General features: G+C 61.8%; 7 protein-coding genes. 3 read left to right on the top strand and 4 right to left on the bottom strand.

All coding sequences use genetic code 11. The features are described 5' to 3' along the window. Positions 1–47 precede the first annotated feature (47 nt). Positions 48–2,072 (top strand): HET-C-related protein, encoded by a 2,025-nt coding sequence (locus PMI38_RS12565; protein WP_008094458.1) that lies wholly within the window; start codon positions 48–50, stop codon positions 2,070–2,072. Between the two features lie 76 nt (positions 2,073–2,148). Here the strand turns inward: PMI38_RS12565 and PMI38_RS12560 are convergent, their stop codons facing one another. Both PMI38_RS12560 and purL read right to left on the bottom strand, forming a co-directional pair. Next, entirely contained in the window at positions 2,149–2,460 is a 312-nt protein-coding gene (locus PMI38_RS12560; RefSeq protein WP_043273524.1) for an NGG1p interacting factor 3 protein, NIF3, read from the bottom strand. 2 nt (positions 2,461–2,462) lie between these two features. Next, complete coding sequence (gene purL / locus PMI38_RS12555; RefSeq protein WP_008094454.1) at positions 2,463–6,362, bottom strand: phosphoribosylformylglycinamidine synthase; 3,900 nt, start codon at positions 6,360–6,362, stop codon at positions 2,463–2,465. A 295-nt stretch (positions 6,363–6,657) separates the two neighbouring features. Between purL and mltF the strand changes: the two genes are divergently transcribed. Further along, complete coding sequence (mltF, locus tag PMI38_RS12550; protein ID WP_043273522.1) at positions 6,658–8,115, top strand: membrane-bound lytic murein transglycosylase MltF; 1,458 nt, start codon at positions 6,658–6,660, stop codon at positions 8,113–8,115. Positions 8,116–8,254: 139 nt separating this feature from the next. Here the strand turns inward: mltF and tadA are convergent, their stop codons facing one another. Both tadA and PMI38_RS12540 read right to left on the bottom strand, forming a co-directional pair. Next, the gene (gene tadA, locus PMI38_RS12545; protein ID WP_008094446.1) at positions 8,255–8,734 is read right to left on the bottom strand and encodes a tRNA adenosine(34) deaminase TadA; all 480 of its coding nucleotides are present in this window, start codon (positions 8,732–8,734) and stop codon (positions 8,255–8,257) included. After that, positions 8,734–10,116, bottom strand: coding sequence for a multicopper oxidase family protein (locus PMI38_RS12540; RefSeq protein WP_008094444.1), 1,383 nt, complete (start codon positions 10,114–10,116; stop codon positions 8,734–8,736). The genes tadA and PMI38_RS12540 overlap by 1 nt, the downstream gene beginning before the upstream one ends. 301 nt (positions 10,117–10,417) lie before the next feature. Here PMI38_RS12540 and PMI38_RS12535 point away from each other — a divergent pair, with 301 nt between their 5' ends. Then, positions 10,418–12,304: an LTA synthase family protein gene (locus PMI38_RS12535; protein ID WP_008094442.1), complete on the top strand. Its 1,887-nt coding sequence runs from the start codon at positions 10,418–10,420 to the stop codon at positions 12,302–12,304. Positions 12,305–12,370 lie beyond the last annotated feature (66 nt).

Raw genomic sequence — 12,370 nt, 5'->3', positions numbered from 1 at the left:
GGTCGCGCTCGCATGCTGGGAGCTCCAACTATTGCCGAGTCCCCGCCATGCCCTCTCTTCCTGCGATCCTGACTACCACTTTTGCACTGGATCGACTGACTGAGTTTGCCGCGCCGCTTTCGCCCAGAGCCCTCCGCTCGATGCTGATCCCAGTGTTCGGAGACGACCTGCCAGCTACCTGCTACCAACAACTGCACAACGCAATGCGCGACGGCACGCTGGTCAATCCTGTCCACCAGATCGGTACACAAGCACTAGGCAAAGCCAGCTACGACAACGCCACCCGCATCATCCACCTGCACCCCGAGGTGATCGAGACCGCGCGGCAACAGCCGGAGGCCGCCTGCGAGCTGGCGACCATCCTGCTGCATGAGTTCGGTCACCACCTGGACAACGTCCTGCGCCAGGATTACGCGCCCCGCCTGGCCAACGGCCGTGCCAGCGTCGCCGAGGATGCCACGTTCGAAGAGGGTGCCCGTTTTGCCAACCTGTTCTCGAACATTGAGCCCATCAACCCTGGCAAGCTGACGGTCGCCCGCCTCTGCACCCGCGATCGAGACACCCACTTGCAGGTGGGCCACCAAGCGCTGCAACGCTTCATCCGCCTGAGCCAGGACGAGCATGCGCAGCACGCCGATACCCAGGACGGAAGCCATGAGGGTTTTTCTGCAGGGGGCGGCAACAAAGATCGTCCGGATCAGTCCTGGGGGCACGGGTCGATCGAGGAGGATCTCAAATACGCAGGCTTCAACGAGAAGCAACGCCGGGCGATCTATTTCGGCAACTGGTTGCGCGACTTTTCACAGCTGCTCGACCCCAAACTGGTCCGCGCCACAAATGCGCCGAAAGACTTCCCCGCCAAGCTTTCCAGAGAGGTGTTGACACAGCTCGTCGACCTGCTGGCGCTGAGGTCTTTCCCCAGCCTGCAAAGCACCCCGGAAGAACGCAGTCACTATGTGGTCACGCCGCAGATGCTTGGGGTCTATCGACCGAGCGAACATATCGACAACCCCTACACCCCCACCCCATCGAACTTCGACCCACGCACCATCGACGAGGATTTCGAGGCGCCCATCGCCCAGGATGATCCCCTGCTGCAGGTGGACCCGAAGAAATCCATGAAGCGCCACATCTTCACCTCGGTCGACTACATGTGCGAGCGCCTGCGTGATGCCATGTCATCGGGTCCGACTCCCCAAGGGCTGCGTGAGTTCGGTGCGGCCCTGCACGTGCTGGAGGATTACTTTGCCCACTCCAACTACGCCGAACTGAGCCTGCGCAAAATGGGGCACGACCATGTGCTGCCATGGACAGGGAAAACCGACTGCACGCACGGTTGGCCAGTCGTCACCGGCATGTTCTCCGGCACCGATGTGATCGCCAGCTTGGCCGAGCCGATGGCGCGGGTGCTGTTCAAGACGTCCGGCAGCTTCGAGAACATCACACCTGGCCAGCGTGCTGATTCGGAGCTCGCCCTGCTGATCCTGCTGCGTGACCACCCCGACCCGAAATGGCAGGCGTATCTGCAGACCTCTCTCGAAGTGCGCGACATCCTGGCGGACATACCCGGATTCAATGGGCTGAGGCTGGCCTCCTGGATCATCGACTCCCCCATTCGCAATACGCAGGACCTGATAAAGATGGGTTACCAGGCCCTGATCAACCTGGTCGGCAATACCGTCGATGACATACAGACCCTCCGTAAGGACAACCCCAATACATCCGGTTCCACCAACCCGACCCACTCCCAGCTGGCCAAGGACCATGACGTCCATCCCTTGCATACTCTGGCCGTGCTGATGGCACGCGTTGCTGTACGCAACGTCGGCCTTGCCATGTACAAGCACTGGCAGGGCGGGCGGCTCCTCGATCCGCGGGTGGTCGCGCGCAGCTACTTCACCCACCCCAACGACAGCGACTGGCAGGACGAGCTGGTCAGTGTATGGGCAAGCGAGCACAGCGAAGCCATTGAACAGGCCGGCAAGGCCTCCATCTTCGACAAGTCGCCCGGGCATGAGCGCCCGTACGTCGACACAAGCGTCTGGGACCGCTTGCGTGGGCTGTTCATCTAAGCCCCTGTAAAAACGCCAAGCCCCGGCAGGAGAATACCGGGGCTTGGCGTTTTGTAACCGCGAGGCTTCAAGGCGCTCAGAAGTCAGCCAACGGCCAGACCTCATACGCCGGGGTCTCATAGGGGTGGCTCTGCTTCAACGCAGTGACGACCTGACGAATCAGCTCATCGGCCACCACCAGCTCCACCTTCCACTCCTCGACCACCTCGACCTGGCCAGCTTGCCCGAGGTACGGCTGGCTGCCGTCCAACGGGCGGAACTGGCCCTGGCCCAAGGTCTGCCAGGCGCAGTGGTCGTAGTCGCCGATACGCCCGCCACCGGCGGCGAACACGGCGGCCTTGACCACGTCGACATGGCTGGCCGGGACGAAGAAGGCGAGCTTGTACACCCTTAGTTCACCCACACCCGCGCATTGCGGAACATGCGCATCAGCGCGGCGTCTTCCTGCCACTCATCCGGGCGCCAGGAGTTCTGCACGGCGCGGAACACACGCTCCGGGTGCGGCATCATGATGGTCACGCGGCCGTCGCGGCTGGTCAGGCCGGTGATACCACGCGGCGAGCCGTTCGGGTTGGCCGGGTAGGCTTCGGTGACCTTGCCGTGGTTGTCGACGTAGCGCAGGGCCACGCAACCGGACAGGTCGGCTGCCAGCAGTGCCTCTTCGCTGGCGAACTCGGCATGGCCTTCACCGTGGGCGATGGCGATCGGCATGCGCGAACCGGCCATGCCCTGCAGGAAGATCGAGTTGGACTTCTGCACCTCGACCATGGCCACGCGCGCTTCGAACTGCTCCGAGCGGTTGCGCACGAAGTGCGGCCAGTGCTCGGTGCCCGGAATCAGCTCGTGCAGGTTGGACATCATCTGGCAACCGTTGCACACGCCCAGGGCGAAGCTGTCGTTACGCTCGAAGAAGGCCTGGAAGGCATCACGGGCACGGGCGTTGAACAGCGCCGACTTGGCCCAGCCTTCACCGGCGCCGAGGACGTCACCGTAGGAGAAACCACCGCAGGCGACCAGGCCCTTGAAGGCTTCGAAGTCGACGCGGCCGGCGAGGATGTCGCTCATGTGCACGTCGATGGCAGCGAAGCCGGCGCGGTCGAAGGCAGCAGCCATCTCGACCTGCCCGTTGACGCCCTGCTCGCGCAGGATCGCCACTTGCGGACGCACACCTTTCTTGATGTATGGCGCGGCGATGTCGTCATTGACGTCGAAGCCAAGCTTGGCGGTCAGGCCTGGGTTGTCTTCTTCGAGCAGCAGGTCGAATTCCTGATCGGCGCAGTCGGCGTTGTCACGCAGGCGCTGGATCTGGTAGCTGGTTTCGGCCCACTGGCGCTGCAGCATGCGGCGATCGTCGTCGAACAGCACTTCGCCGTTGAGGCTGATGGACACTTCAGCGTTGTTGACCGGCTTGCCGATCACCGACACGCAACCTTCGCCCAGGCCGGCGGCGCTGAACTGCGCCAGCACGTCCGGGGTGGCATCCTGGCGAACCTGGATGACCGCACCCAGCTCTTCGTTGAAGAGGATCGCCGGCACGTCCTTGCGGATGTCGGTCAGCGGGTCGAGGTGCAGGTCGAGGCCGCAGTGGCCGGCGAAGGCCATTTCCAGCACGGTGGTCAGCAGGCCGCCGTCGGAACGGTCGTGGTAGGCCAGCAGGTGGCCGTCGGCGTTCAGGCCCTGGATCACGGCGAAGAACGCCTTGAGGTCTTCTGCGTCGTCGACGTCTGGTGCCTGGGCCGCGATCTTGCCGTAGGTCTGGGCCAGGATCGAGGCGCCCATGCGGTTCTTGCCGCGGCCCAGGTCGATCAGGATCAGGTCGGTCTCGCCCTTGTCCATGCGCAGTTCGGGGGTCAGGGTCTTGCGGATGTCGGTGACCGGGGCGAAGCCGGTAATGATCAGCGACATCGGCGAGGTGACGCTCTTGTCGACACCCTCTTCGCTCCACTTGGTCTTCATCGACATCGAGTCTTTGCCGACCGGAATGGTAATACCCAGCTCCGGGCACAGCTCCATGCCGACAGCCTTGACGGTGTCGTACAGGCGAGCGTCTTCGCCAGGGTGGCCGGCGGCGGACATCCAGTTGGCCGACAGCTTGATGTCGGACAGCTTCTCGATGCGCGAAGCCGCCAGGTTGGTCAGGGTCTCGCCGATCGCCATGCGGCCGGACGCCGGGGCATCCAGCAGCGCCAGCGGGGTACGCTCGCCCATGGCCATGGCTTCACCGGTGTAGACGTCGAAGCTGGTGGCGGTGACGGCGCAGTCGGCCACCGGTACCTGCCACGGGCCGACCATCTGGTCGCGGGCAACCAGGCCGGTGATGGTGCGGTCGCCGATGGTGATCAGGAAGCTCTTGCTGGCCACGGCCGGGTGGTTCAGCACGCGCTGCACGGCGGCGTCCAGGTCCAGCTCGCTCGGGTCGAAATCATCGCCCAGCTCGGCTTCGCGGGTGACCGAACGGTGCATGCGTGGCGGCTTGCCCAGCAGCACGTCGAGCGGCATGTCCACCGGCGTGTTGCCGAAGTGGCTGTCGCTTACGGTCAGGTGCGGCTCTTCAGTGGCTTCACCGACCACCGCAAACGGGCAACGCTCACGCTCACAGATGGCCTGGAAGCGCTCGAAGTCGACAGCGCTGACAGCCAGCACGTAGCGCTCTTGCGACTCGTTGCTCCAGATTTCGTGCGGGGCCATGCCCGGCTCGTCGTTGGGCACGTTGCGCAGTTCGAAGCGGCCACCACGGCCACCGTCGTTGACCAGTTCAGGGAAGGCGTTGGAGATACCGCCGGCGCCAACGTCATGGATGAAGGCGATCGGGTTGTTGTCGCCCAACTGCCAGCAGCGGTCGATGACCTCCTGGCAACGGCGCTCCATTTCCGGGTTTTCGCGCTGCACCGAGGCAAAATCCAGGTCTGCCGAGCTGGCACCGGTGGCAACCGACGAAGCGGCGCCGCCGCCCAGGCCGATCAGCATGGCCGGGCCGCCGAGCACGATCAGCTTGGCGCCGACGGTGATCTCGCCCTTCTGCACGTGATCTTCACGGATGTTGCCCATACCGCCAGCGAGCATGATCGGCTTGTGATAGCCGCGCACTTCTTCACCGTGCGGGGTGTTGATGGACTGCTCGAAGGTACGGAAATAGCCGGTCAGGGCCGGACGACCGAATTCGTTGTTGAACGCGGCGCCGCCCAGGGGGCCTTCGATCATGATGTCGAGGGCGTCGACGATGCGCTCCGGCTTGCCATAAGCCTGCTCCCACGGCTGTTCGAAGCCCGGGATACGCAGGTTGGACACGGTGAAGCCGGTCAGGCCAGCCTTGGGCTTGGCGCCACGGCCGGTCGCGCCTTCGTCGCGGATTTCGCCGCCGGAGCCGGTGGAGGCGCCGGAAAACGGGGCGATGGCGGTCGGGTGGTTGTGCGTCTCGACCTTCATCAGGATATGCACCGGCTCCTGCACCGCGCCGTACTGGCGGGTTTCAGGGTTCGGGAAGAAACGGCCGGCAACGTTGCCGACGATCACCGAGGCGTTGTCCTTGTACGCAGACAGCACACCTTCGTTGTGCATCTGGTAGGTGTTCTTGATCATGCCGAACAGGCTCTTTTCCTGAGCCTGGCCATCGATGTCCCAACTGGCGTTGAAGATCTTGTGGCGGCAGTGCTCGGAGTTGGCCTGGGCGAACATCATCAGTTCGATGTCGTTCGGGTTGCGCTTGAGACCCTGGAAGGCATTGACCAGATAGTCGATCTCGTCTTCGGCCAGGGCCAGGCCCAGGTCGATGTTGGCCTGGGCCAGGGCGTCGCGGCCACCGGCCAGGATGTCGACCGAGGTCATCGGCTTGGGCTGGGCATGGCTGAACAGGTCGGCGGCTTGCTCGAGCTGGCCCAGCACGCGCTGGGTCATGCGGTCGTGCAGCTCGGCGGCGATCAATGCGGCGTCAGCGTCGCTCAGGTTGCCGGCAACGTAGTAGGCGATGCCGCGCTCCAGGCGCTGGATCGACTGCAGGCCGCAGTTGTGGGCGATGTCGCTGGCCTTGCTGGCCCATGGCGAGATGGTGCCCAGGCGCGGTACGACCAGGAACAGGCGGCCGGTCGGCTCCTGTACCGGCACGCTCGGGCCGTATTTGAGCAGACGGCCCAGCACCTGCTGCTGGTCGGCGGTCAGCTCGCCGGCAACATCGGCGAAGTGGGCAAATTCGGCATACAAACCAGTAACAGCGGGGACTTTCTGGCTCAGTTGCTCGAGTAATTTACCGTGGCGAAAGGCAGAAAGGGCAGGAGCGCCGCGCAGGATCAACATCGTCGGGACAGCCTCAGGAAGGGGTGTGCTTAGAGGCCGTGCATTCTAGCCTAATTCCGCGGTTTTCGGCACCCGCTCTAAGCCATGACTGCCGGGCGGTGGAACCGGACTTTCGGGTCAAAAAAATTGCCTTGTTTTGCCCGCCCTGGCCCCATCGCCGGCAAGCCGGCTCCCACAAGGCCCAGTGGGAGCCGGCTTGCCGGCGATGAGGCCAGTGCTGCACATAACGCGCTAGCAGACAAGCTATCTGTTGTCGAGATATGGCTGTGCCAGTCCTTTGCGTATACTGCAACCTATGTTCGCCCACACTGCTTTGCGCCAGCGTTGCGCCAAATGGCTCTTCGCAACCGGACTCTTTCTAATGCTCGGTGCCTGCGTTGAAAAACCCAGCACCCTCGAGCGCGTGAAGGAGGATGGCGTGCTGCGCGTCATTACCCGCAACAGCCCGGCCACCTACTTCCAGGATCGCAACGGCGAAACCGGTTTCGAGTATGAACTGGTCAAGCATTTCGCCGACGATCTCGGCGTCAAGCTGCAGATCGAGACTGCCGACAACCTCGACGAGTTGTTCGATGCCCTCGGCAAGCCGTCCGGCCCGGTGCTGGCTGCGGCTGGCCTGGTCAGCAGCGAGCGGCGCAATGCCCAGGCCAAGTTCTCCCACCCCTACCTGGAAGTGACCCCGCAGGTCATCTACCGCAATGGCCGCCCTCGCCCCACCGAGGCCAAAGGCCTGGTGGGCAAGAAGATCATGGTGCTCAAGGGCAGCAGCCACGCCGACCAGCTGGCCGAGCTGAAAAAGCGCTATCCGGGCCTGCAATATGAAGAGTCCGACGCGGTAGAGGTGGTCGACCTGCTGCGCATGGTCGATGAAGGCCAGATCGACCTGACCCTGGTCGACTCCAACGAACTGGCGATGAACCAGGTGTATTTCCCCAACGTGCGGGTTGCCTTCGACCTGGGCGACGCGCGCGACCAGCGTTGGGCGGTGGCGGCCGGTGACGACAACAGCCTGCTCAACGAGGTCAACGAGTACCTCGACAAGGCGCAAAAGAACGGCACCCTGCAACGCCTGAAAGACCGCTACTACGGCCATGTCGATGTCCTGGGCTATGTCGGTGCCTATACGTTCGCCCAGCACTTGCAGCAGCGCCTGCCCAAGTACGAAAAGCACTTCAAGAGCTACGCCAAGGTCGAGCAGGTCGACTGGCGGCTGCTGGCGGCAATCGGCTACCAGGAGTCGATGTGGCAGCCTGAAGTCACCTCCAAGACCGGCGTGCGCGGCCTGATGATGCTGACCCAGCGCACCGCCCAGGCCATGGGCGTGTCCAACCGACTGGACCCCAAGCAAAGCATCCAGGGCGGCGCCAAGTACTTCATGAAGATCAAGGCTGAGCTCGCCGACAGCATCCAGGAGCCGGACCGTACCTGGTTCGCCCTGGCCGCCTACAACGTCGGCAGCGGCCACCTGGAAGACGCCCGCACGTTGGCCAAGCGCGAAAAGCTCAACCCGAACAAGTGGCTGGACGTGAAGAAGATGCTGCCGCGCCTGTCGCAGAAGCAGTGGTACCGGCAGACCAAGTATGGCTATGCCCGCGGCGGGGAGCCGGTGCACTTCGTGGCCAACATCCGTCGCTACTACGACATCCTCACCTGGGTGACCCAGCCGCAGCTCGAAGGCCAGGTGGCCGAGGGCAACCTGCATGTGCCAGGGGTGAACAAGGACAAGCCGGCGGAGCAGTCGCCGCCGATGTGACCGCGCTTGCCTGATCCATCGCGATCTCCTGCACCGGCCTCTTCGCGGGACAAGCCCGCTCCCACAGTTACTGCACTACCCCAAGGATCTGTGCTGACTCTGTGGGAGCGGGCTTGTCCCGCGAAGAGGCCGGCGCAGGTTAAGCCTTGGCGCGCCGTGCTTTGAAGAATTCGCTCAAGATAGCGCCACACTCTTCGGCCAGCACCCCACCCTCGAACATCACTCGATGATTCAGGAACCCCTGACTGAAGAACTGCCCCTGGCTCTGCACGATCCCTGCCTTGGGCTCCAGCGCCCCATACACCACCCGCGCCACCCGCGAATGCACGATCAACCCCGCGCACATGCTGCAAGGCTCCAGCGTCACATACAGGGTGCTGCCCGGCAGCCTGTAATTGCTGGCGGATTTCGCCGCCGCGCGGATCGCCACCATCTCGGCATGGGCGCTCGGATCGCTGTCGATGATCGGCCGGTTGAAGCCCTGCCCGATCACCTGGCCATGCTGCACCAGCACTGCGCCCACCGGCACCTCGCCCAGTGCGGCACCTTCTGCCGCCAGGTTCAGGGCCAGACGCATGAATTCCTGATCGCGGCTGCGATCGATGATTTGTGGCCGCATCACACCACCGTGATCGCGGCCATCAGACCGGTTTCCATATGGTCAATGACATGGCAGTGGAACATCCAGGTGCCGGGGTTATCCGCCACCAAGGCCACCTGCGCGCGCTCGTTCTTGCCCAGCAGGTAGGTGTCGGTGAACCACGGCTCGACGATCTTGCGCCGATTGGAGGCAATCACCTTGAAACTCATGCCATGCAGGTGGATCGGGTGCTGGTACTGGGTCATGTTCTTCAGCTCGAAGATGTAGCTCTTGCCCTTCTGCAGCGTTGCGATCGGGCGATCGGCGCAGGTCTTGTCGGTGATGTCCCAGGCCTGCCCGTTGATCTGCCACAGGCTCGGTGGTCTGCCATTCTCGGTATTCACCGACACCTTGCCGACCCATTCGAAATTGAAGTTCAGCTTTTCGGCATTCTCCAGGTCCGGCTCGGCCACAGGGTTCGGTGGCAGTGCCGGCGGCCAATCGCCCGGCGCATCGTTGCTGGCCACCGAACGCAAGGTGCCCAGGCGCACGAAACCGTCACGCAAGGAGATTTCCTCGCCCGCCTCGGGGATGCGCACTGCCAGGCAAATGCGCATGCCGGGCCCGAGCCAATAGTCGTCTTCCAACGGGCGCGGGGTTACCGGGTTGCCGTCGAGGGCATAGATCATCGCCTCGCAGTTGCCCTTGAGGTTCAGGCGGTAGGTCCAGGTATTGTCCAGGTTCAACAGACGCAGACGCACCACCTGGCCGGCCGGCAGCTCGGTTACCGAATCGGCCTGGCCGTTGATGGTGATCAGACGCCCGGCAGTGCCATTGCGCGCCGCCTCACGGGGAATGCTGAACGGCAGCCAGGCGCCCTGCTCGTCGACATGCCAGTTTTTCAGGCTCAGGGTGCGCTCGTGGAGGAAGCCGGTGGGCTCGCGTTCCTCGACGATCAACGGCCCGACCAGACCACGGCCGAGCTCCTCGGAGCTGGCGACATGGGGGTGGTACCAGAAGCTGCCGGCATCCGGCACGCGGAACTTGTAATCGAAGTACTCGCCGGGCTTGACCGGTAACTGCGACACATAGGGTACGCCGTCCATTTCCAGCGGCAGGCGGATGCCGTGCCAGTGGATGGTGGTTTCCACCGGCAGGTGGTTGATGAAGCGCACGCGCAGCCAGGTGCCCTGGCGAACCCGCAGCTCGGTGCCCGGTGCCGAAGGGCCGAAGGCCCAGGCCTCGGTCTTGAAGCCGGGCACCAGCTCAACGTCCAGCGGTGCGGCGATCAGCTCGTAGTCGTGCCCGGCATTCTCGTCCTCTACCTTGCCCAGCCAGTAGCGCGCGGCGCCTCCGGCGCCCAGGCCTACCACAGCAAGGCCGGTCAGGCCCTTGAGCATTTGTCGACGGGTAAAGGACATCGGTGCGGGTACCTCGTGTTCTGCGCAATCAGTCTGCCAGCAGCGGCCAGCGATGAAGGGCGAATACGATACACCTGCAAATGGGAAAGATTAAGTGAAGTCTTGTCGCAGCCTCGGTAAGCGGCCGTGAACACCCGCTCGTCCTGCCCTGTTCCGTGGGCAAGCGCTTGATGCGCCTGGGTTGACTTGCTCAAACAGGGGCAGGCTGCTTAAGTTCAAGCAGATGGGCTCTGGCCGCTGGCGTTCTGCCCACCTATCACCCAACAAGAAGCCTGCTTCCTGAATGCGAGGGCTCGACAACATGTGGAAACGGAATTCTTTATTACACATTTCTCTGCTGCTCGCCGTTGCCCTTCTGCTCGTGCCGAAGATCATCCTGATCGAGTTCTTCTCCTACCGATGGGTGGACACCGGCGTTCTCGATATTGCCCTGTACGTATTACAAGATGTAATTCTCGCGGCAGCCCTCTATGTGGTCGCCGTCAACACCCTTACCCGGCATAAATACAACTTCTATCTGTTGAGCATCGCCTCAGGGGCCTTGTTGCTGTTCCTGCTGATGGATATGCGTGTCCGGGAGCTGTGGCTGAAGCCTCTGAACTGGCAACTGATCAGCTACAGCCTGCAAAACGCAAGCAACCTGACCTCCGGGGCCGAAGCTTTCTTCAAGCAATCTGCCGGTTTCGGGCTCACCTTCAGGTTCATCGTCTTCGTACTCTTTCTGGCTTATCTGGCGGCGTGGTCGCTGGTTGGGCTGGCAACCTACATCGCCTATAAAGCACAGCGCACAGACGTCACCAGGAAGAAAAGATACTACTGGGCTCCCCTGCTGGTGATAGGTGCCCTGCTCATCGGTTCCCTCTCTGCCAAAGACGCGCGCTACGATTTGAACAAAAATATTGTCATCAGCCCGCTGGTCACCGCGCTCAGAAGCACCACGTTCCTGAACGCTGCCCCGCACAAACCAACGTTGCCGTTCGAACAACCCGCCTACCCGCTCTCCAGCGTAAACAACATCGAAAAACTACAGTCGCAAGCCACGCCAGACTTCAAGAACCTGGTTTTCATCGTCCTGGAATCGGTTCGCTGGAAAAGCATTTTCGCTGCGGACATCAACACCGCTGAAAAGTACCCGACATTCGAAAAGCTCTCCCGGGAGGGCATGCTGTTCAAATCGTACGTATCAGTGCCTCACTCGTCCAAAGGCTATCACGCGATCCTGACCGGGCAGCACGCCTACCCCGACGTCGAGATCAAAGAGGCCATGCCTCTGAATCAACCTAGCCTCATCCATGAACTGAAAAACAAGAAAAACATGGAAGCCGTCGCCTTCAGCTCATTGTTTCTAGAGTTCGAAAATATGCGTGGTTTTTTGAAATCCATTGGCGTATCGAATGCCTATGAACTCTCGGACATCATCGCCAGCGAGAACCGCCCAGCGAATGCCAATAGTTTCGGGGAGAGTGACGAACAGTTGTTCTTGTCCAGCATCCCTTACCTGGAGAACATCAAGAAGAACGGCAAGGGATTCGTTGCATTGTACTTCCCAAGCGCGGCGCACTACCCCTATGAATGCGGCCAAGGCACTGCCTTGCGGAGCGAATTGGAAAAGTACGAAAACTGCATAGCAAAAAGCGACAGCGTGCTGGCTGAAATGCTGGAGTCATTCGACAAGTCCGGTCTTCTGGACTCGACGTTATTCGTACTTGTGGGTGACCATGGCGAGTCGTTCGGTGAGCACGGCTTGTTCATTCACAACGCTTCCATGCATGAAGAAGAAGTTGCCGTACCCCTGATATTCTGGGCACATGGCAAGGCGCTGAGCAAACCCGGCTCAACGACAAGTCACCAGACCGATATTGTCCCTACGGTTGCCGATTTCTTTGGCGTCACCGAGTCGCCACTCGCTGTACAAGGCGTTAGTTTGTTGAGAACGCAGGGTAAGCGTGCGTACTTCATGTCCACATTCTTCGACCATTTGGCGTCAGCCTTGGTGGAGCATCCCTACAAATACATTTACGAATTCAGCTCGGACACCCTGACGAAATACAATATCGAAGATGACCCACAGGAAAAGAACCCGCAACCCGTGCAGGGGGATGAGTTCACCGCCGTCAAGAACAGGCTGCTTGCCTTCAATTTTTACCAGAAAGCGCTATTCGCCCAAAAGCTTGAACAACCTGAATGAACAAAAAGCAAAAAGCCCGCAATCATGCGGGCTTTTTGGTGTATCCATGCCTGTCGGTGCCAGCCT

The organism is Pseudomonas sp. GM84 (assembly GCF_000282535.1).
In the GTDB taxonomy this organism is placed as follows: domain Bacteria; phylum Pseudomonadota; class Gammaproteobacteria; order Pseudomonadales; family Pseudomonadaceae; genus Aquipseudomonas.
This window is presented reverse-complemented; position numbering and strand designations above follow the sequence as displayed.

What these genes read in the sequence shown, in the direction of transcription:
- PMI38_RS12565 (WP_008094458.1), top strand. Translation starts at nt 48, where the DNA reads ATGCCCTCTCTTCCTGCGATCCTGACTACCACTTTTGCACTGGATCGA.
- purL (WP_008094454.1), bottom strand. Translation starts at nt 6,362, where the DNA reads ATGTTGATCCTGCGCGGCGCTCCTGCCCTTTCTGCCTTTCGCCACGGT.
- mltF (WP_043273522.1), top strand. Translation starts at nt 6,658, where the DNA reads ATGTTCGCCCACACTGCTTTGCGCCAGCGTTGCGCCAAATGGCTCTTC.
- tadA (WP_008094446.1), bottom strand. Translation starts at nt 8,734, where the DNA reads ATGCGGCCACAAATCATCGATCGCAGCCGCGATCAGGAATTCATGCGT.
- PMI38_RS12540 (WP_008094444.1), bottom strand. Translation starts at nt 10,116, where the DNA reads ATGTCCTTTACCCGTCGACAAATGCTCAAGGGCCTGACCGGCCTTGCT.
- PMI38_RS12535 (WP_008094442.1), top strand. Translation starts at nt 10,418, where the DNA reads ATGTGGAAACGGAATTCTTTATTACACATTTCTCTGCTGCTCGCCGTT.